The following is a 19522-nucleotide window of genomic DNA, read 5'->3' as shown; positions in this document are numbered from 1 at the left end:
TAGAACAGGCGGAGAGCTGATCTGTCCAGTTTGGCGAGACGCCTGCAATGCTGAGCGGATAAGAAAAAGGGCGCTCGCGGCGCCCTTCTTAAACAGCTTATTCGGCGTGGGCCGGAACTGGTGGATCGATGTCGTCATCGCCTTCAGCGGCGACAGCGGCAGCGCGCAGGCTGGCCTGAGCCGTAACAGCCTTAGTAGCCGAACCCGAAAGGGCTGGGTTTTCTGGAGCGTTGATAAGGATTGCTGCGAGCGAGCCAATGGTCGAACGCAGATTGTGGCGGTGCACAACCATATCCACCATTCCGTGGCTATAAAGATATTCGGAACGCTGAAAACCCTTAGGGAGCTTTTCGCGAATGGTTTGCTCGATAACGCGCTGACCGGCAAAGCCGATGAGTGCGCCCGGCTCGGCCAGATGCACGTCGCCGATCATGGCGTAGGAGGCGGTAACGCCACCCGTGGTCGGGTTGGTGAGAACCACGAAAAAGGGCAGGCCAGCTTCGCGCAGACGCAAGACCGCAACCGTGGTGCGGGCCATCTGCATCAGGCTCAAAATGCCTTCCTGCATGCGCGCACCGCCGGAAGCGACAAAGAGCACGAAGGGGGTGTTGTTCTTCACAGCGGTTTCGAGACCAGTGATGATCCCCTGCCCTGCGGCCATGCCGAGCGAGCCGCCCATAAAGTCAAAGTCCTGGATGCCCACGGTGATGGCGCGCTCATAGAGCTTACCGGTGGCGACGATCACGCTGTCGGTATTACCGGTCTTGGCGCGGTTTTCCTTGAGGCGATCTACGTATTTCTTCTGATCGCGGAATTTCAGCGGATCAACCGGAACGTCAGCGACGGGCACAAGATCATACTTGCCATCGTCCAAGAAGGTCGCCAGGCGGTCCGCCGGCTTGATCTTCATGTGATAGCCAGAATTGGGCACAACCCACTGGTTCGCTTCGAGATCGCGGTAAAACACCATTTCCCCGGACTCGGGGTCTTTGACCCAAAGGTTCTCAGGGGTTTCGCGCTTGTTGGTCAGCAACGAGCGAATTTTGGGGCGGACGAAATTGTCGATCCAGTTCATAGCGCGGCCTTTCGCGATGGACTCTTAACGGCCCACGTAGCAGTCGATTGTGGCATTTCTTATCAGGCGGAAACGAGAAGCGCAAAATATGCACGCTTCTCTTATCCACATGGCGGGGTTAGGCGCGAGCGCGTTTCACACCCGATGCGAGGTCCGCAACGATATCGCGGACTGCGGAAACGGTTTTGTCAGTGGCCTTACCGTCAACCAGCGAGGTGCGGACGGCGTCCACCAGCACCGAGCCGACAACAACACCATCTGAATGCTTGCCGATTAGGGCCGCGTCTTCGGCTGTCTTGATGCCAAAGCCAACTGCAACTGGCAGGTCGGTGTGGGCCTTGATCCGGTCCACTGCGTCACCAACGGCAGCGCGCGACTTGATCTCAGCGCCCGTCACGCCATTCATCGAGACATAGTAGACAAAGCCCGAGGTGTTTTTGAGAACAGCCGGAAGGCGCTTGTCGTCGGTGGTTGGGGTGGTGAGACGGATAAAGTTGATGCCTGCTTGAAGCGCTGGAATGCACAGCTCGCTGTCTTCTTCCGGGGGAAGATCGACCACGATCAGGCCATCAACTCCGGCTGCCTTGGCCTGCACGAGGAACTTGTCGACGCCGAAGGAATAGATGGGGTTGTAATAGCCCATCAGAACGATCGGGGTGTTTTCGTCCTTGCGACGGAAATCTTCGACCATGCCGAGAATGCCCAGCAGTGTCTGGCCGGCGGCAAGGGCGCGCTGACCGCCCAGCTGAATGGCCAAACCATCAGCCATCGGATCGGAGAAGGGCATGCCCAGCTCAATCACATCCGCACCGGCCTGTGGCAGGGCTTCGAGGATCGCCTGGCTGGTGGCCAGATCCGGATCGCCGCCCATGATGAAGGTGACGAGTGCGGGGCGGTTTTCTGCCTTGAGCGCGGCAAAGCGCTTTTCAATACGCGACATAATTAGAGCAGCCCCAGATGCTTGCCGACAGATTCAACATCCTTGTCACCGCGACCGGAGAGACAGAGAACAATGTGCTTATCCTTGCCCATGGTCGGCGCGATCTTGCAAACCTGCGCGAGGCCGTGCGCAGATTCGAGCGCCGGGATAATGCCTTCAGTGCGGGTGCACAGCTGGAAGGCGTCGAGCGCTTCATTGTCGGTGATCGGCTGATAGGTGACACGCTTGATGTCGTGGAGCCACGAGTGTTCTGGGCCAACGCCCGGATAGTCGAGACCTGCCGAGATCGAGTGGCCTTCAAGGATCTGACCAGCGTCATCTTGCAAAAGATAGGTGCGGTTGCCGTGCAGCACGCCCGGGCGACCACCGGTCATCGAGGCAGCGTGACCGTTTTCAACGTCAATACCGTGACCGCCAGCTTCTGCGCCATAGAGCGCGACGCTCTCGTCATCAAGGAAAGCGTGGAAGGAGCCAATGGCGTTCGAGCCGCCACCAACGCACGCGACGACTGCGTCCGGGAGGCGACCGTTGAGTTCCTGGAACTGCTGCTTGATTTCCGTGCCGATGACGGACTGGAAATCGCGGACCATTTCTGGATAGGGCGCCATGCCTGCGGCGGTGCCGATCAGGTAATAGGTGTTTTCGACATTGGTGACCCAGTCGCGAATGGCTTCGTTCATCGCGTCCTTGAGCGTGCCTGCGCCAGCGGTGACGGCGCGCACTTCAGCGCCCAACAACTTCATGCGCAGAACGTTTGGCTTTTGACGCTCAACGTCGGTTGCACCCATGAAAATGGTGCAGGGAATATCGAACTTGGCACAAACAGTGGCCGTTGCCACGCCATGCTGCCCAGCGCCGGTTTCGGCGATAATGCGGGTCTTGCCCATGCGCTTGGCGAGAAGGATCTGGCCAATGCAATTGTTGATCTTGTGCGAACCAGTGTGGTTGAGCTCTTCGCGCTTGAACCAGACCTGTGCGCCACCGAGCTGCTCGGACAAGCGCTTGGCGTGGTAGATCGGGCTTGGGCGGCCGATATAGTGGGTCGCGAGATCCTTCATCTCTGCCAGATAGGCCGGATCGGTCTTGGCGGCGCGATAGGCCGCTTCAAGATCGAGAACGAGCGGCATCAGAGTTTCGGCGACGAAACGTCCGCCGAAGATACCAAAGCGCCCGTGTTCATCGGGGCCGTTGCGCAGGGAATTGGTGATGGTCAATCGCGTATCCTCCGTCGAATTCCCGATGGGGACTTCTTCGTCGAGCTTCTCAAGCCCAGGGTATGGGCTTCAATAAGCTGGCATGGCCGGTGAGTGCAATAGATTTGGCAGCAGCAGGGGCTGATGAGAAAGGGGAATTTCGGGGATTGCGCCCGTCCCCTCGAAAAAGAATAAGGCCCACACTTCCGAGCAGGCCTTAATCGACAGGATCACATCGCGGCGCGCGCCGCGCGGACAAAGGCTTCCATCATATGCTTTTGCTTGACGCCGGGTGCGCTTTCCACGCCAGAGGAAACATCGATGCCAAAGCTCGGCCGGACCGTTTTGATGGCCTCAGCGACGTTGTCCGCAGTCAGCCCGCCAGAGAGCATCAATGGAATATTGGGATCAATACCCGCTAAAAGCGACCAATCAAACACGTGGCCCAGGCCTCCGGGCCGATCAGCGCCCTTGGGTGGTTTGGCGTCAACCAATACACGGTCGGCGACGTCGTTAAACAGCGCAATCTGGGCAACGTCTTCAGCCGAACCGATGGGCAGGGCCTTCATGATCTCGACGCCTGCCAAATGGCGAATGGCGGAGACCCGCGCCGGGCTCTCGGGACCGTGCAACTGGATCCAATCAGGACCGAGAGCTGCGACTTCGGCGACGCAGGAATTATCTGGGTTAACCAGCAAAACACAGCTCTCCACGCGTCCGCGGGCGGCAGAGATTAAATTGCCCAATTGCTCAATGGTCACATGGCGCGGCGAACGCAAAAAATGGACGAAACCGACCATATCGGCCCCGGCGTCTATTGCCGCGTCCAACAAGTCTTCCGTCTTGATGCCACAAATTTTGATTGTCTGAATATCGGCCATAATATGGTCGGGCTCAACGGGACGGGATGTATCGGAATTGCCGAACTGCGCCGTCCATCACCGCAGCTCAAGCAAATCATCTACCTCGTTGGCGGCAGAAACCGCGCTCGTGCCGGTGCGGCGGCGCAGCGTTTCCAACTCCTGGCTCAACTGAGTGGCTTCACGGCGCCAATGGCGCTCGCGGCGGCGATGGTGCCCTTGCGCAAACCAACTCGCCACGCCTCCAAGCAGAACTCCGACCAGAAGCACAACATAGAGAATGACGAACAAAGGCACGCCATAGCCCGACGCGCCCGCCTGCGCGGGAGCGCCAAAAGGATTAAGATTGACAGCAACCAGCTGCCGATTAGCTAGGGCGAAAGCGATCAAGAGCCCGCAGAGGGGCACCAGAACCAGCCAGCCGACGATCTTGTTGACCATGCATATTCCGTGGGGCGAAGGCCCCGTTCTTGATCGCAAGTCTAGCTTATTCGTGGTTCAAACGCTCGCGAATTTCTTTGCCCGCCTTAAACTGGGGCACGTACTTTTCGCCAACTTCAACCTGTTCACCCGTGCGTGGGTTGCGGCCAACACGCGCTGGTCGGTTCTTGACCGAAAAGGCCCCGAAACCGCGTAATTCAACCCGATCACCGCGCGCCATTGCATCGCCAATCTCATCGAGGATGGCGTTAACAATGTTTTCGATGTCGCGCTGGAACAGATGCGGATTTTCCGCTGCAAGCTTCTCGACAAGTTCAGACTTGATCATAAAAGGCTCCGGTTCAGACCCATTTGGAGGGGTATTCCAACCTGCCAAAGCAGAACGAAACCGTCAAGCATAGTAATGGGTTGAGGTTACTTGCTGCTGTTTTATATGTGGCAGATTTGCGCCACAATCACGGCCTTGCGACCAAATTCAGGCGATCCGTTTGACCATATATTCGGCATGAGCTTCATAAGCGGACAGCTTTTCGGACAGTTCTGGGCGGTCTTCAACTTGAAAACCTTGCTTCTCCCAGAACGACACCGAGCCATTTACCGCCACCAGGCTCATGGTCGGATAGCCCATGGCAACGGCGTGTTTTGTTAACGCCGACACGATCTTACCCGCCGCACCGACGCCGCGGGCAAGCGGCAGCAGGGCGAGATCATGGATGTAGTAGGTGTCCAAATCATCGGGGAGCTGGCCAAGGAGGGCATTGAGGGCCGGCAAAGAGCCAAGCTTCCACGGATGAGATAGCATGTAACCGGCCGGACGCTCTTGAACTTCGAAAAGATAGCAGCCGTTTCGATAGAGCTGAAATTTCTCGGCTAGAACTTCTGGGGCCTCAAAGAATCCAGGATGGACGCGGCCCGCAATTGCGTTCACCGCATCCATGTCATAGCCGGTCATGGCACGCCACGCGACATCACGAATTTGGATCATCTTATTCCTCTAAAAGAAACGACCCGCACCAAATGGCGCGGGTCGAATTTTTGTCAAATAGGAGCAGAAGCTCTTACTTGTCGTCGCGGCCCTTGAGAGCTGCGCCGAGGATGTCGCCAAGCGATGCGCCCGAATCGGACGAACCGAAGTTAGCCACTGCTTCACGTTCTTCGGCGATTTCGAGCGCCTTGATCGAGAGCTGGATGCGGCCGGTCTTGCGGTCGTACTGGGTGACGCGTGCGTCGACCTTTTCACCCTTGCTGAAACGCTCTGGACGCTGATCGTTACGATCGCGGGAGAGGTCAGCACGACGGATGAAGGAGGTGACTTCGCTGTCAGCGATACGGACTTCGATGCCGCCTTCGTTGACTTCGATGACTTCGGTGGTGACAACAGCGTTCTTACGCAGACCGCCGGTTTCGCCAGCAGCAGCGGAAGTTTCTGCGAGGTCGTCAGCAGCGAGCTGCTTGATACCGAGCGAGATGCGTTCCTTTTCGACGTCAACATCGAGGACCTTGGCCGAAACCATGTCACCGCGGTTGTAGTCTTCCAGAGCAACTTCGCCCGACTTCTGCCAGTCGAGGTCGGAGAGGTGAACCATGCCGTCCACGTCGCCTTCAAGACCGATGAACAGACCGAATTCGGTCTTGTTCTTGACTTCACCTTCGATGGTGGAGCCAACAGGGTTCTTTTCAGCAAACGCTTCCCATGGGTTCTGCAGGGTCTGCTTGAGACCGAGCGAGATACGACGCTTGTCAGCATCAACCTCGAGCACAACCACGTCAACTTCCTGCGAAGTCGATACGATCTTGCCTGGGTGAACGTTCTTCTTGGTCCAGCTCATTTCGGAGACGTGGATCAGACCTTCGATGCCTGGTTCCAGCTCAACGAAAGCACCATAGTCGGTGATGTTGGTCACGCGGCCAGTGAACTTAGCGTTGATTGGGTACTTGGCTTCGATGCCTTCCCACGGATCCGCCTGAAGCTGCTTCATGCCCAGCGAAATACGATGGGATTCATGATTGATGCGAACGATCTGAACCTTGATGGTTTCGCCGATCGTGAGCACTTCAGATGGGTGGTTAACACGACGCCATGCGATGTCTGTGACGTGCAGCAGGCCGTCGATGCCGCCGAGGTCAACGAACGCACCGTAATCGGTGATGTTCTTGACGACGCCGTCAACAACCTGGCCTTCTTCGAGCTGCTGGACGATTTCCGAACGCTGTTCTGCGCGCGATTCTTCCAGGATTGCACGACGCGAGACAACGATGTTGCCGCGACGCTTGTCCATCTTGAGAATCTGGAACGGCTGCGGAACGTTCATCAGCGGAGCGATATCGCGGATTGGGCGAATATCGACCTGCGAACGTGGCAGGAAGGCAACTGCGCCTTCGAGGTCAACGGTGAAGCCACCCTTAACCTGGTTGAAGATGGTGCCTTCAACGCGCTCGTTAGCGGTGTACTTAACTTCGAGCTTGACCCAGCTCTCTTCGCGGCGAGCCTTTTCGCGCGAAAGAACGGCTTCACCCATAGCGTTCTCGACGCGGTCAACATAGACCTCGACTTCCGAACCTACAGTGATGGTGCCGTCACGGCCTGCTGCGCCGAATTCCTTCAGCGGCACGCGGCCTTCGGTCTTCAGACCAACGTCGATGATCGCGAGGTCTTTTTCGATGGCGACGACTTTGCCGCGTACAACGGTGCCTTCAGCGGCATCGTTGTCGACAAAGGAGTCGAGCAGCATGGATTCGAAATCGTCTTTCGTCACAGTGTTCTGTGCCAAATTCTGTCTCCAGAGCGCCGGTGGTTTGGGGTTATTCACCTGAGTGGTACGGGTCCGCCTTGGAAAAACCAAAGCCGGCGCACGGAGCACCGCTTCCAACATCAGGAGATTTCTTTAGTCCGGTTCGGCCCGTGCTTTAGGTGATTGCCAGAAGTGCCGGGCCCAAGGAGGAAATTAGAGAGAGTTATCTCTCTGCCTTGAGCGCCATAGCCTCGTCGACAATCGCAACCGCAGCGCGAAGTGCCGCTTCTATACCGAGAAGAGTCGTATCGAGCAAGTGCGCGTCTTGCGCCTTATAGAACCCGCCATTGGGATTCTGCATGTCTCGGGCGTCGCGCTGCTCGATCTGATGGAAGAGAGCATAGCGGTCGACGCTTTCTCCGCGCGCTTCAAGCTGGCGTGCCCGACGCTCCATACGCGCCTTGCTGTCCGCCTGGATGAAGAGCTTCACATCGGCATCTGGGCAGATATTGGTGCCGATATCGCGCCCATCAAGCACAGCGCCGCCCGGTTGCTGGGCAAAATCACGCTGAAAATCAAACAGCGCCTCACGCACCGCACCGATGACCGCGATTTTACTCGCGAACACGCCGACCTCTGCCGTGGTCAGCGCGATCACATCGCCGAGATGACCAACATCTAGATTCTTCGCCGCGGCAATGGCAGCTGCCTCCATCTCCGGGGTGTCGATCTGGTCTGCGATCGCGAGTCCGACAGCGCGGTAAAGCAGGCCCGTGTCGAGATGAGGCAGGTGGTAGTGCTTGGCGAGCCCAACAGCGAGCGTTCCTTTGCCCGAAGCGGCGGGGCCATCAACAGCGATAATCATGGGCCAAGCTCCGGCTGCCATCTGGTTGTTCTCAAAGCGATAACGAGAGCTGGGCGATGCGGCAAGAGCTGCGGCCCACTGCCCCGCAGATAGGCCCGCAAACATTTAACGTTTGACAGCCTAAATCTTCTCCCCTAACCGAACTGACCGACTTGGGCGCGAGCGGCGTTATTGCCGCGCCCGTCCTTTCCCTTTTCGTTCGAGGCATGGAAAATGGCCAACTCTGAGCGCGGCACCAAGCGCACTGACCCCGATACCGGCAAGAAGTTCTACGACCTCAATCAGGATCCGATCGTTTCGCCCTACACCGGCAAGAGCTATCCGCGTTCGTTCTTCGAACAGCTGACCGGCAAGGCCGGCCCGGCAACGGCGCGCAAGGCCGATGACGAAGACGAGTTGGACGATGAAGAAGAGATCGAAGACACCGGTCCAGAAATCGTCAGCCTCGAAGACGCTGACGCCGAAGAAGCCGGTGACGACATCCCTGACGTCGAAGACGTAGAGGTTGAAGAAGACCTCGGCGACGACGAAGAGGACGTGTTCCTTGAAGAAGACGAAGATGAAGACGATGGTCTTGGCTTCGACGTTGGCAGCGACGAAGAGCGCTGATTCCAAACACTTTTCTGGCCGGATGGAGTTTTCCACCGGCCAGATAAAAAAGTGAACCGAAGGCCTTGCGCCCAGCAAAACCTTCCACTAGTTTCCCCCTCGTTCCAGACAGCAACCCGGACGGAACGACCCAAGGAATATGGGGCCTTAGCTCAGCTGGGAGAGCGCTTGCATGGCATGCAAGAGGTCAGCGGTTCGATCCCGCTAGGCTCCACCATCCTTCTTCTCCAAAATTTTTTGATCGTATGTTGCGCAACCGCTCTCTCGCGTTCGCCTCTTGGTTGACTGCAACCCTCCGCGATATAAGATCAAACCATGAACGCGCTCTATTTGCGGTCCTGGGGAGACAGTTGTGGCAATCGAAACAAAACGCGTCCTCCCACGCAGTCACGCCCGCGCCATTTGGATGGCAGCGCAAAGGCTCGATGAGCGCGCGCCATTTGGGGCTGGGCCCGCCGCGGCACAAGCGGCAATCGAGCAGTTGGGATATGTGCAAATCGACACGATCAATGTGATCGAACGCTGCCACCACCACATTCTATTTTCGCGCATACCAGACTATTCACGAGCCGACCTCGCGCAGCTCCAAAGCCAGAACAAAAGCATTTTTGAATATTGGACCCATGCGTTGAGCTATGTGCCCAGTGCTGATTTTCGGTTCTTCGGCGCGGCCATGCAAAAGTTTCGCGACACCCCGTCGACCTGGTTCGGGTCTGTCACCACCGCTGAAGTCAAAGCCATGACCCAGCGCCTCCTCAACGAAGGCCCCCTCTCGATCCGAGACATTGAGGATGATGTCCTCATCGAGAAGACCCATGCTTGGGGTAGCAAAAAGCCGTCTAAACGCGTGCTTCAGTTGATGTTCTTCCAAGGGCTCGTGACCATTTCAGAACGCGCTGGCATGCTCAAAACCTATGAGCTGACCCAGCGGCATTTTGAGTGGCAAACACCGCCAAGACGCGCGACCGAAAACCAAACGGCCAATTATCTCCTCGACCGCGCCTTGCAAGCGCAGGGGGTCGTCTCACTCGCCTCCGTCTGTCACCTCAACGCAGGCATGAAGAAGGCGGTCAACGAGGCGATCGAAGCACGCGTCAGACGCAAGCAATTGGTGGCTGTAGCGCTGGAAGGCGCAGAAAAAATCGCGCATTGGGCAAAGCCTGAGACGCTCGAAACAGAACACTCAATCGACCCAGAGCTCGTGCATATTCTATCGCCCTTTGATCCGCTGATCATTCTGCGCAAACGCCTCGAGATGGTCTTTGATTATAGCCATGTGTTTGAGGCCTATGTGCCAGCAGCAAAACGCAAATACGGCTATTTCGCTCTACCTGTTTTGATCGGAGACCGCGTTGCCGCCGTGGTCGACCTCAAAACCGACCGCAGCACTAAAACGCTAAACGTGCAGAATTTCGTTTGGCGTGAAACGCCAACAGCCGAGAGCAAAGCGGCGATCGATGCAGAATTGGGCCGGTTTGAATCGTTTCAACTGCGCGGATAAAACGGGTGCATCTGACGAAGCCGTGCTCTGACGACTTTCCATTGCGAAGACAAAACGGTACAAACTGCCGCCGATCTTGGGAGGCTGCTTTTGGCGACTTATACCGATATTGCCCGTCGTGTTTATAACCACACATGGAAGCTCGATCCGATCGTGCGCAGTCTGCTGGATACGGACTTCTATAAGCTGTTGATGATGCAGATGATCTGGGGGCTGTATCCCAAGGTCGAAGCCACCTTCTCCCTGATCAATCGAACCAATAGCGTTAAGCTGGCGGAAGAGATCGACATTGACGAATTGCGCGCCCAGCTTGACCACTGCCGCACGCTGCGCCTCTCGAAAAAAGAAATGATCTGGCTGGCCGGTAACAGCTTTTATGGCTCGCGGCAGATTTTCCAGCCTGGCTTTTTGCGCTGGCTCGAAAACTTCCAGCTGCCCGAGTATCGCCTCGAAAAGCGCGATGGCCAGTTCATTTTGGAATTCCCCGGCCCGTGGGTTGAAACCACCATGTGGGAAATTCCGGCCCTCGCGATCATCAATGAATTGCGCTCCCGCGCCGCCATGAAGGAATTTGGCCCGTTCGAGCTCGACGTGCTCTATGCCCGTGCGAAAGCTAAAATGTGGGACAAGGTCGAGCGGCTCAAGAAACTGCCCGACCTCAAAATTTCAGATTTCGGCACGCGTCGTCGGCACTCATTCCTTTGGCAGCGCTGGTGCGTTGAAGCGCTCAAGGAAGGGATTGGCGATAATTTTACCGGCACGTCCAACGTAAAGCTGGCGATGGATACCGACCTCGAAGCGCTCGGGACCAACGCCCATGAGCTGCCCATGGTGCTTGCGGCCCTTGCACGTTCCGACGAGGAATTGCGCGAAGCGCCCTACCGCGTCCTACAGGACTGGAAGAGCTATTATGGAGGCAATCTCCTCATCGTCCTGCCAGATGCCTTTGGCACAGACGCATTCCTCCGCGATGCACCTGATTGGGTCGCCGATTGGACTGGTTTCCGGCCCGATAGCGCCCCGGCCATTGAAGGCGGCGAAAAGATCATCGATTTCTGGAAATCGCGTGGCCGCGATCCGAAAGAAAAGCTGCTGATCTTTTCGGATGGGCTCGACGTCGACATGATCGAGGAAGCCTATTTGCACTTTGAGGGCAAGGTTCGTATGAGCTTTGGCTGGGGCACCAACCTCACAAACGACTTTGAGGGATGCTCTCCCGTCCCGCAAAGGGCGCTCAAACCCATCTCACTGGTTGCCAAGGTGAGTGAGGCAAATGGCCGACCTGCCGTTAAGCTCTCAGACAATCCTGCGAAGGCCACCGGACAAAAATCTCAGATTGAAAGATACCTACGAGTGTTCGGAGAATCTGGACGCGTCGAGAAGGCTGTCGTCGTTTAACCAGCTAACAAAACTGTGACCAAAAATTCCCAACTGGGGAGAACTAAAGCCACACTTGTGTCGTTAAGGGGTTATGAACTTAACCGGGCCAATTTGGTCACGAGCTCGCAAAGAGCCGTAGGAATTCATGACCTTAGAGCTGATCGACATTGCGCTGTCAGAGCGCCACAGCCATCCTCGTCTGCAAAATAGGATCACGGGTAAAGTGCGCGCCGTTCTTGCCGAGACCATCGGCGGACGCCTCATCGAGCATGAAATTTTTGTACCGGTCTGGATAGACGCAGTTGAAGGCACGCCTGGGGACGATATTGAGTTGTCCCTGATGGTGAAGGCAGCCGACATCATCGGACGGCTTAAATCGCGCCTCTCCTCTGGCCCAGAGCCACTATCGGGCAAAGTATTTCCAGCGGATGCGCCGATGGCTTCAAATGATGACTTCGCTACGCCGAGCGATATTCTGCATCCAGCGGCCTCAAACAGCACCCCTGAATAAAACTTGGGCGCGCCATCTGCAGGATGAGCGCGCCCAAAATGTTTTCGATAGCCGGGCTGAGACGGCTAAACGCGGACTTCACCACCGCGATTGAGCGCCACCAGATTGGCCCGAACGACGTCTTCGGCGGCTTTGGTGACCAGCTTGCGATCAGTGGTCGCCGTCAGTGGCATGGGCGTGCCAAAGGCTACTGTAATGTCCTTGATCGAGCCGCCAAAGATTTCGCGTAGGTTCTGACCAAGGGAATTGGATTTCGACCACGAGATCAGCGAACGCTCATTGCGGCTGATGGGGAGGCCCTGCAGCTTGGTATAGGCAATCGTCACGGGCTGCAGCACAACGTCCTTCGCCCCAGCTCCAGCTATCGCCATCTGAGCGGCGCCAACCAAGGCCGAGCGGAACGGCAACACGTGGGTGCCAATGTCCGATTGGCCTTCGGCGAACAACACGACAGAATGACCGTCGGCAATGTGCTTGCCCATTGCTTCTGCGGTGCGTCCGGTTTCCGAGCGTCGATTGCGGTCAGCGTAAATCGTGCGCTGCAGATAAGCGAGCTGCTTGACGATCGGCCAGCCACCAACTTCGCGCTTGGCAACGAACGTCACCGGCGCTTGTGAGCCGATAGCGATAATGTCGGTCCAAGCAATGTGGTTTGACACCATGAGCGTGGGCCGACCTTCGGACGGCGTGCCAATAGCGCGGACGCGCAGGCCGAGCAGAATACAGCTGAGCTTATGGAAGCCCCGCGGGACATACTGCCAACACTTCATATCCAGCTTGACGATCACCCATTGGATCGGCAAGGCGATGATGATGTAGGGGACAAGGATGAACAGGAAAAAGATAGTCCTGAAAATCATGAGACGCGTTAGTCCTGCTTAGTCTTGGGGGCGTTTAGAGGCACGGCGTAGAGCTCAAGCCGATGGTCGACGAGCTTATAGCCAAGGCGCTTTGCGATAACTTCTTGGATAGCCTCGATTTCCTCATTTCGGAACTCGATGACCGTGCCAGTGCGAATGTCGATCAGATGATCATGGTGCTCATCAGGGATGAGCTCAAAACGGGCGCGACCGTCCTTGAAATCATGCTTGGTAACTAAGCCAGCTTCTTCAAATAGATTAACTGTGCGGTAGACCGTCGACAGCGAAATGCGTCCGTCAATCGCCGAGGCGCGACGGTAAAGCTCTTCCACATCGGGATGGTCGGTGCTTTCTTCGATCACCGCGGCGATTACGCGCCGCTGATCCGTCATGCGCATGCCTTTAGCAACGCATGCTTCCTCGAGGGTGGGATCAGATGTGAGTTTGGTCATGTTTCCGCTCCCGCGCGCACTATAAACAACCGGGTTAACCAAGATCGCGCGTCATGACAAGCGCGGTGGCTGCCGAGCCATCGGGGCGTGGATAATACCCCTTCCGCTTCGACACGGCCTTAAAGCCGTGATGTTCGTAGAGGCGGATCGCGGGGGTGTTCTGCTCGTCGACTTCCAGAAACATGGTGGTCACTGGGCTCATCAGCAGATCAGCAAACACCGCATCGAGCAGCGCACGTCCTAAGCGCTTGTTGCGCCACTTTTTATCAACCGCGATGGTGAGAAGCTCGGCCTCGTCGAGCACAGTGCGAATAACCGCAAAGCCGGCAATGCGGCGCTTTGCATCACAAGCCACATAGGTTGGTGTCGCCTTGTCGGCGATAAAGTTGGAGAACTCTTCGCTCGACCAGCCGCGATAAAATGATCCAGCATGGATTTTCGCCAAGGCGGCCGCATCAGAAGGCTCTGCTGGTTCGATATGCAGCCCTTGCGGGGCCAACCACAGCTTATCCATCAGACGCGCCTTGGAATGCGGGACGCGTTTTGTGGCTTGGCGTCGGCATCGCGCACATAGCTCGCATGTGGCGGATAGTCGGCGACATCTTGTTCGGCAGCAAAACGAGCCATAGCGACGATATCGATAAAGGGGCTATCGACCAAGGTCGCCTCATGGGAAATAGCAGCGCGCGCCTCTTCAAGCGGCAGCAGTCGCGCGGCAGTTTTCGGAACGCCGGGGGCCGAGAACGTCTGAAAATAGGCTTCGTCGCGGCGGGCATCCAAGAAAATTACCACCGGACCGCTCGCCACGGTCAGCGAAAGCGCTTGCAAGCTTGGAATGCCCAGCACGGGTATTTTGCGGGCGACACCGAGGCCGCGCGCTGCGGAAAGACCGATGCGCAGACCGGTGAACGAGCCCGGGCCAGTGGTGACTGCGATGCGCTCAATATCAGCGTTGGAGACGTTGTTCCGCGACAGCAAAGTGTCGAGACGCGCGAAGAGAATTTCCGCGTGCCCTTTGGCGATGTCATCAACGATGAAATCGCTGGTACCGTCTGCCAAGAGCAGGCCCAACTGAAGGCGCGGAGCAGCTGTGTCGATAGCAAGGGTAATTGCGGGCAAGCGAGGATCTCCCAAGGCGGGTTCTAACAGGCACTATCGCTCAAAATGGCTTGAGTCCACCGCCTTGACGCCTCACCCCACTGCGACCACCTTGCCTTTATGCCCATTGATTCGCTGCGTATCTCGATATGACATGGCTCGCTGAAACGACGATGCTGAGCCAGGGATGGCGCCGGTTCCTGATCCTGCTGCTGGCAGGCCTTGTTGCAGGGCTTTCTGTCCCTCCCTTTTTCCTTCTGCCAGCGCTGTTCGTCGCCATGCCCATTTGGATCTGGGCTCTCGATGGTGCGGAACGCGGCAAAGGGCTTAAGCGCCTCTTCGGCCCCGCCTTCTCCATTGGCTTTGCTTTCGGCCTTGGGTATTTCCTCGTTAGCTTTCATTGGCTGGGCGCGGCGTTTTTCGTCGATGGGGGCTGGTTCGTCGCAGCCATGCCATTTGCCATCCTGGCGCTCTCAGCGCTGATCGCTATCTTCTGGGGTCTGGCCAGTGCCTTTGCTCATATGAGCTGGAGCCACGGGGGCACGCGTATTTTTACTCTCGCTGGCTGGCTTGCCGCTGCAGAATTTGCTCGCGGCCATGTGCTCACCGGTTTTCCGTTTGATCTGCTCGGCTACAGCCTCACCGCAACCGAAGAATTGATGCAGGCAAGCTCACTGGTCGGCGTCTATGGCCTAAGCTTTATCGCGCCGTTGATTGCCGCGACTCCTGCCCTGATTTGGCCGGCAGATGATCGCAATTGGTCCCGGCGATTGGCGCCCTTCGTTGGCGCCATCTTTGTCGTCGCCTCCATGCTTGGCTATGGCTGGAACCGGCTCAACACCACACCAGTCACCGAGCGCACCGACATGCATATGCGCCTCGTGCAGCCACTGGTTTATGAGCACAGCGATTTTGGCAATGTCGACCCAGTCGCACTCATCGACCGCCTCACCATGTTGTCGGAAATGCGCATGGACCCGAGCGATCAAGGCTTGGCCGATATCACCCATCTCGTTTGGCCAGAATCGAGTCTTCCCTTCTACTTGGAAGCTTATCCAGAGGCCCTCACCCGGATCGCACGCCTCCTGCCCCCGCAAGCTAGCCTCATCACCGGCGCGCCACGCCGTCCCTATGCATTGGATGCAGCGGACGCCTCAGGCAAACCATACAATTCAGTGATCGTTGTCGACACCGAAGGCGAGATCGTCTCGAGCTACGACAAATCCCATCTCGTCCCCTTTGGTGAATATCTGCCGTTTGACGAGCTCCTGGCCAAAATTGGCGTGCAGCAATTCGTGCCCGGGTCGGATGGTTGGGCTGCAGGCGACGCCAAGCGCCGCTTGATGACCCTGCCCGGCGGCATCAACGCTCTGGTTCTGATCTGTTACGAAATTTTGTTTTCCGGCGATCTTGGCGAAACCGCCAATGCAGGCTTCCTGCTCAATGTCACCAATGACGCTTGGTTCGATGCGTCCTACGGCCCCAGCCAGCACGCGCACCACGCCCGAATTCGCGCCGTCGAAGAAGGCATGAGCCTCATTCGTGTCGCCAATACCGGCCTCACCTATGCCACCGACCCACTGGGTCGCATCACGGCACAACTCTCGCCGGGTGAAATGGGCGCTCTCGATGTCCGTCCCCATGAGCGGCTAGACAGCACGCTGTTCGCACAGCTGCGCCACTGGCCCTTCTTACTCGCGGTTTTGGGAAGCATCTTGGCCGGCTTTGTCGCCCACGCCCGGATCAGACGCCAGCGCCTGATCTGACCCTAGAAGGGTAAAAACCCGCGCTTTGTACTAGAGTTTTGTACCAAGCGGAGAAACCTCAGTGCCCTAAAGCACGAAACCCGCGCATCCACGAGGGATACACGGGTTTTCGAGAAGGATTGGTGCCCAGAAGAAGATTAACGGGTTTTTCACCAATAACTCTTCTAGGTCAAACACTTAGGTCCGCCGCGTTCAACGGGTTTGTATCAAGGGTTTGACGACGAGGTCAAGCGCCTACCGTCATATTTCCTTTGAGCAGATCAGCATCTTGGCGAGATCATTGTCCGGTCTACCGTTTTCCGTGAATGACGCCTTCCTATTCTGCAGCCACAACTTCGTCGGAACCCAGGGCATCTGCTGTCAAAGCGCCCCCCGATTGCATAGTTACCTTTAAAGCCGCCTCCACCTCTTCAGGTAGCAACCCCAAATTCCTGAAGAAGTTCATATTTCGAGCCTCTGCGTCACGAAACATCTTGCGATAGCTCAGCACCCTTATGGAGGCACGGTGAATTGGTGAGTAACCATAGAAACCAAGGCCATCAGGTGTGGGAGTCTGCACAATGCTACGACGAAGCTTTGCTCTCGTCCCCTCGGTGAGGTCACATACTACGATGCACTCGAATGGGGTGTGTTCGCCAATTTCATCGACGACCTGCCCCTCAACGTCGCGGACAGTTCTGCTTCTGAGGCGCTCAACGTAGGTCAGAACTTGATCTATCGGATCGCTGGAAGTTTTTTCGTCACCCGGTCGCTTGAATTCAACGATGACCACCGGGTCATTTGTTCCTTCGCGCCTAAATCCAAATGGATTCAAAAATACCAGATCAGGCTCTTTGGTGCTACTTGAGTCGGATATTGACGACAGGGTCTTGTCAGAGGCAAAAAATTGATAACAGGAGAGAAGCTCGTCAACTAACCAGAGATTATGGCTTGCGTACTCTTTGGACGAAAGAATTGTCCCCATCGGACAAATAAGATCATGAACCGTCTTTTCTAAGGCGTACTTTCGAGACGAATCATCCAAACTTTTTAGAAGAGACTTTGCTATCTGTATTACTTGGTGTCGCTTTATGGTGTACTCTGCTAGTCGCAGCTTCGCGCCCTCATTCACTTGGTGCAAAAGCCTAGCAACATTAGCGTCGACCTGTTCGGGCAAATCCTCGGGCTGAGAGCCTAAGTGATTGATTTCTGCTTTCAACTTCCGTTCGCGGCGATATAGGAGCGTAAACAGCGTCTTGCCGATATCTTCGTCGTTCATGCCCGGCGACAAGCTTTTCACGTAACCGTCAACGTCGGTAACTGAGACCGCTAACTGTGGGTGTTCCTCAAGTAAACTGATGACAAACCTCTTCTGAGTTTGCCTTATCTGATCAATATGAGCCGCTAAGAACTTTTCCGCTGCGTCGATCACAGCTTCTCGTATTCGTTCAAGCTCCTCAGGACGCGCTTTAAAGCTCGTCCTTTCTTGATCCACCTTGTCATTTAAAAATGCCCCCTCAACAACGCAAACATACGCCCGATGATTTGAGAGCTGCCGCAACGCAAACTTTTTTTCGATCTCAATGGCATCTACGACACGACCTTGAGCTGTCAGTAATATGCTATTGACCAGCTTCCGGGCAATTTTGGGATCGGCATAAACATGCGATATCCGAAGTACGCCAATTTGCCCCTTAAGATCTAATTCCTCAGACAACTCGACAGACATTCGCTCAGATACATATTCCCCAACGTCTATCTGTCTTTTCCCCTCTACGACTACCAAGTTTGGCATACTGCCAGCGAGGAAGAATGGAAAAAAGTGGAGGCATAAGCTGCGCGTAAGCGAAGCCGAAGCAAGCGTAAGATCTGGGTCCAAAGGTCCGCTAAGGGTAATGGCCGTTCCAGACTCAGTCGCCTGGACCTCATCTACCTTTAAGTCAGACCGAGATTCTTCCATTTCGGGTCGAAAGTCGAAAGACACTTTAAGGCTGCCTAAGAGTGAGTCGGTGGTACTTTGAACCGCGACCCGATCAAACGCCTTATGCCAAACCAAGCGACCAACACCCCGCCCCCCGATGGCAGCCTTCGACCGTGTATCACACTCGTTAAAGGCTTCTAGATGAGCGTCCGAAAGGCCGATGCCGTTGTCACCTATCTTGATCGCTGACAGCCGCTTGTTCTCCTTGTGGATCTCAACGAGGATTTTCCCTTTGTTTGCAGCCTCATGAACGGTGAAGCGCTCCTCTATCGCCTGTATCCCATTCATGACCCCCTCAAATACAGAGTATACGAGAGCAGTAGCTCCGTCTGGCAACCTCATGTTGCTGAGCCGCCCTTCAAAATTTAGCTTCATAGCCCCCCCCGCAAAGCTTGATAAACCAAAGAAGTATCAGGACACCACTACTATAAATCAATCTAAAAAAAACGTGGGATGATACAAATCCGAAGAATAGATGCCCCCCCCACAAGGAGATCGATTTCGTCTGATTATTCAAGGACGATTGGCTATTTAAACTCGCTAAACTAATTCCCATTTCGCCAACACCAGCTCTGCCGCTGGAAGATCATTCCGAAGCCGCTGGACCGTTGGCCTAGTGAGACCCGTGGCTTTGGCAATGGCCGAAGCTCCTGCTCCAGCAGCCAGCATGTCCCGCATGGTGTTCAACTGGTCCCGTGTGAAGCTAGGCTTGCGCCCTCGGTACTTCTCCGGCTCCTTCGCTCTTGCGTCAGCGATCCCGGCCTTCTGAGCCTCCTTGGTAGCCTCCGCTTGAGCCTGAGCCGTCGCCGCCATAAAGCCGATCAGCGCGTCCCTGACAGCTTCCTGCATCGGGTCTTTTGTGGCTCCATCGAAGGTCAGGTTGTTTATGACAGTCCTGATGATCACCCCTTGGCGCATGAAGTGACGAATGGCGTCTGTTACGTCCTGATAGTTGCGCCCCAAGCGATCCACCCAGCGAACGACCAGCACATCCCCACGGCGCAGCTTGTCGTATAGGCGCTTACCCTCTGGTCTGTCGGCCAGTGCGGTGGTGACACCTGACTGCCCGTGGTCGGCAATGACTTCATCAATGACGAACCCAGCAGCTTCGGCTTGGGTACGCTGGTGATCGAGGTTCTGATCGACGGTGGAGACACGAGCATAGAGGATGGTGCGAGACATACGAGCAACTGCCAACAAAGGTTCTGCTCATATAAATGACTGCCAACAAATCAAAGTCAATCCTTGTGGGCGCACCTGAGGGCGACTTCCAGACTGC

20 protein-coding genes and 1 tRNA gene are annotated in these 19522 nt (G+C 56.2%); 6 read left to right on the top strand and 15 right to left on the bottom strand.

From position 1 onward, the window contains the following. Positions 1–97: 97 nt before the first annotated feature. The 9 genes from accD to cmk all read right to left on the bottom strand — a co-directional run bounded on the left by accD (position 98) and on the right by cmk (position 8106). Complete coding sequence (accD, locus tag H4N61_RS17850; RefSeq protein WP_182394606.1) at positions 98–1075, bottom strand: acetyl-CoA carboxylase, carboxyltransferase subunit beta; 978 nt, start codon at positions 1073–1075, stop codon at positions 98–100. A 118-nt stretch (positions 1076–1193) separates the two neighbouring features. Beyond that, entirely contained in the window at positions 1194–2018 is an 825-nt protein-coding gene (gene trpA / locus H4N61_RS17845) for a tryptophan synthase subunit alpha (protein ID WP_182396070.1), read from the bottom strand. Continuing rightward, positions 2018–3223 (bottom strand): tryptophan synthase subunit beta, encoded by a 1206-nt coding sequence (gene trpB, locus H4N61_RS17840; RefSeq protein ID WP_211199120.1) that lies wholly within the window; start codon positions 3221–3223, stop codon positions 2018–2020. The genes trpA and trpB overlap by 1 nt, the downstream gene beginning before the upstream one ends. A gap of 215 nt (positions 3224–3438) precedes the next feature. Then, on the bottom strand, positions 3439–4089 hold the full coding sequence (locus H4N61_RS17835; RefSeq protein ID WP_182394604.1) for a phosphoribosylanthranilate isomerase: 651 nt from the start codon (positions 4087–4089) through the stop codon (positions 3439–3441). A gap of 57 nt (positions 4090–4146) precedes the next feature. Continuing rightward, on the bottom strand, positions 4147–4509 hold the full coding sequence (locus H4N61_RS17830) for a lipopolysaccharide assembly protein LapA domain-containing protein (RefSeq protein ID WP_169194358.1): 363 nt from the start codon (positions 4507–4509) through the stop codon (positions 4147–4149). Positions 4510–4555: 46 nt separating this feature from the next. Next, positions 4556–4837 carry an integration host factor subunit beta gene (locus tag H4N61_RS17825; RefSeq protein WP_169194359.1) on the bottom strand — a complete coding sequence of 94 codons (282 nt, stop codon included), beginning with the start codon at positions 4835–4837 and terminating at the stop codon, positions 4556–4558. A gap of 147 nt (positions 4838–4984) precedes the next feature. Continuing rightward, a complete protein-coding gene (locus H4N61_RS17820; RefSeq protein ID WP_182394603.1) occupies positions 4985–5494 on the bottom strand; it encodes a GNAT family N-acetyltransferase in 510 nt (169 codons plus the stop codon). Positions 5495–5567: 73 nt separating this feature from the next. Next, on the bottom strand, positions 5568–7280 hold the full coding sequence (gene rpsA / locus H4N61_RS17815) for a 30S ribosomal protein S1 (protein ID WP_182394602.1): 1713 nt from the start codon (positions 7278–7280) through the stop codon (positions 5568–5570). A gap of 184 nt (positions 7281–7464) precedes the next feature. Then, the gene (cmk, locus tag H4N61_RS17810; protein ID WP_182394601.1) at positions 7465–8106 is read right to left on the bottom strand and encodes a (d)CMP kinase; all 642 of its coding nucleotides are present in this window, start codon (positions 8104–8106) and stop codon (positions 7465–7467) included. A 213-nt stretch (positions 8107–8319) separates the two neighbouring features. On the opposite strand from cmk, the gene H4N61_RS17805 reads away from it, so the two are divergent. The 5 genes from H4N61_RS17805 (at position 8320) to H4N61_RS17785 (ending at position 12107) form a co-directional block, all read left to right on the top strand. Further along, positions 8320–8715: a TIGR02300 family protein gene (locus H4N61_RS17805; RefSeq protein ID WP_169194363.1), complete on the top strand. Its 396-nt coding sequence runs from the start codon at positions 8320–8322 to the stop codon at positions 8713–8715. A gap of 141 nt (positions 8716–8856) precedes the next feature. Further along, positions 8857–8932: transfer RNA gene (locus tag H4N61_RS17800), tRNA-Ala, on the top strand. 189 nt (positions 8933–9121) lie between these two features. Further along, complete coding sequence (locus H4N61_RS17795; RefSeq protein ID WP_182396068.1) at positions 9122–10216, top strand: crosslink repair DNA glycosylase YcaQ family protein; 1095 nt, start codon at positions 9122–9124, stop codon at positions 10214–10216. Positions 10217–10306: 90 nt separating this feature from the next. Then, positions 10307–11614, top strand: coding sequence for a nicotinate phosphoribosyltransferase (pncB, locus tag H4N61_RS17790; RefSeq protein WP_182394600.1), 1308 nt, complete (start codon positions 10307–10309; stop codon positions 11612–11614). 127 nt (positions 11615–11741) lie between these two features. Continuing rightward, entirely contained in the window at positions 11742–12107 is a 366-nt protein-coding gene (locus H4N61_RS17785; RefSeq protein WP_182394599.1) for a hypothetical protein, read from the top strand. Between the two features lie 65 nt (positions 12108–12172). On the opposite strand, the gene H4N61_RS17780 is transcribed toward H4N61_RS17785, so the two are convergent. From H4N61_RS17780 to tsaB, 4 genes are read right to left on the bottom strand one after another with little or no spacing between them, the layout of a single operon-like run. Beyond that, complete coding sequence (locus H4N61_RS17780; RefSeq protein ID WP_182394598.1) at positions 12173–12967, bottom strand: lysophospholipid acyltransferase family protein; 795 nt, start codon at positions 12965–12967, stop codon at positions 12173–12175. 8 nt (positions 12968–12975) lie between these two features. Next, entirely contained in the window at positions 12976–13419 is a 444-nt protein-coding gene (locus H4N61_RS17775) for a Fur family transcriptional regulator (RefSeq protein ID WP_182394597.1), read from the bottom strand. A 34-nt stretch (positions 13420–13453) separates the two neighbouring features. Then, the gene (rimI, locus tag H4N61_RS17770) at positions 13454–13933 is read right to left on the bottom strand and encodes a ribosomal protein S18-alanine N-acetyltransferase (RefSeq protein WP_182394596.1); all 480 of its coding nucleotides are present in this window, start codon (positions 13931–13933) and stop codon (positions 13454–13456) included. Next, entirely contained in the window at positions 13933–14538 is a 606-nt protein-coding gene (tsaB, locus tag H4N61_RS17765; RefSeq protein WP_182394595.1) for a tRNA (adenosine(37)-N6)-threonylcarbamoyltransferase complex dimerization subunit type 1 TsaB, read from the bottom strand. Before tsaB ends, rimI begins: the two co-directional genes overlap by 1 nt. A 128-nt stretch (positions 14539–14666) precedes the next feature. Here tsaB and lnt point away from each other — a divergent pair, with 128 nt between their 5' ends. Continuing rightward, positions 14667–16283, top strand: coding sequence for an apolipoprotein N-acyltransferase (gene lnt, locus H4N61_RS17760; protein WP_182394594.1), 1617 nt, complete (start codon positions 14667–14669; stop codon positions 16281–16283). Between the two features lie 316 nt (positions 16284–16599). Here the strand turns inward: lnt and H4N61_RS17755 are convergent, their stop codons facing one another. Together H4N61_RS17755 and H4N61_RS17750 are read right to left on the bottom strand one after the other, a co-directional pair. Beyond that, a complete protein-coding gene (locus H4N61_RS17755) occupies positions 16600–18618 on the bottom strand; it encodes an ATP-binding protein (RefSeq protein ID WP_182394593.1) in 2019 nt (672 codons plus the stop codon). A gap of 165 nt (positions 18619–18783) precedes the next feature. Continuing rightward, a complete protein-coding gene (locus H4N61_RS17750; RefSeq protein ID WP_182394592.1) occupies positions 18784–19425 on the bottom strand; it encodes a recombinase family protein in 642 nt (213 codons plus the stop codon). Between the last annotated feature and the right edge of the window lie 97 nt (positions 19426–19522).

The organism is Devosia sp. MC521 (assembly GCF_014127105.1).
GTDB lineage: Bacteria > Pseudomonadota > Alphaproteobacteria > Rhizobiales > Devosiaceae > Devosia.
The sequence above is the reverse complement of the archived record's forward strand: the minus strand, read 5'-3'. Positions and strand labels throughout refer to the sequence as shown.

Bases quoted from the DNA above. Each gene is read 5' to 3' on its own strand.
- lnt (WP_182394594.1), top strand. From the start codon at position 14,667: ATGACATGGCTCGCTGAAACGACGATGCTGAGCCAGGGATGGCGCCGG.
- H4N61_RS17750 (WP_182394592.1), bottom strand. From the start codon at position 19,425: ATGTCTCGCACCATCCTCTATGCTCGTGTCTCCACCGTCGATCAGAAC.
- H4N61_RS17780 (WP_182394598.1), bottom strand. From the start codon at position 12,967: ATGATTTTCAGGACTATCTTTTTCCTGTTCATCCTTGTCCCCTACATC.
- rimI (WP_182394596.1), bottom strand. From the start codon at position 13,933: ATGGATAAGCTGTGGTTGGCCCCGCAAGGGCTGCATATCGAACCAGCA.
- cmk (WP_182394601.1), bottom strand. From the start codon at position 8,106: ATGATTATCGCTGTTGATGGCCCCGCCGCTTCGGGCAAAGGAACGCTC.
- H4N61_RS17755 (WP_182394593.1), bottom strand. From the start codon at position 18,618: ATGAAGCTAAATTTTGAAGGGCGGCTCAGCAACATGAGGTTGCCAGAC.
- H4N61_RS17795 (WP_182396068.1), top strand. From the start codon at position 9,122: ATGGCAGCGCAAAGGCTCGATGAGCGCGCGCCATTTGGGGCTGGGCCC.
- H4N61_RS17830 (WP_169194358.1), bottom strand. From the start codon at position 4,509: ATGGTCAACAAGATCGTCGGCTGGCTGGTTCTGGTGCCCCTCTGCGGG.
- accD (WP_182394606.1), bottom strand. From the start codon at position 1,075: ATGAACTGGATCGACAATTTCGTCCGCCCCAAAATTCGCTCGTTGCTG.
- H4N61_RS17775 (WP_182394597.1), bottom strand. From the start codon at position 13,419: ATGACCAAACTCACATCTGATCCCACCCTCGAGGAAGCATGCGTTGCT.
- H4N61_RS17825 (WP_169194359.1), bottom strand. From the start codon at position 4,837: ATGATCAAGTCTGAACTTGTCGAGAAGCTTGCAGCGGAAAATCCGCAT.
- H4N61_RS17785 (WP_182394599.1), top strand. From the start codon at position 11,742: ATGACCTTAGAGCTGATCGACATTGCGCTGTCAGAGCGCCACAGCCAT.
- H4N61_RS17835 (WP_182394604.1), bottom strand. From the start codon at position 4,089: ATGGCCGATATTCAGACAATCAAAATTTGTGGCATCAAGACGGAAGAC.
- H4N61_RS17805 (WP_169194363.1), top strand. From the start codon at position 8,320: ATGGCCAACTCTGAGCGCGGCACCAAGCGCACTGACCCCGATACCGGC.
- H4N61_RS17820 (WP_182394603.1), bottom strand. From the start codon at position 5,494: ATGATCCAAATTCGTGATGTCGCGTGGCGTGCCATGACCGGCTATGAC.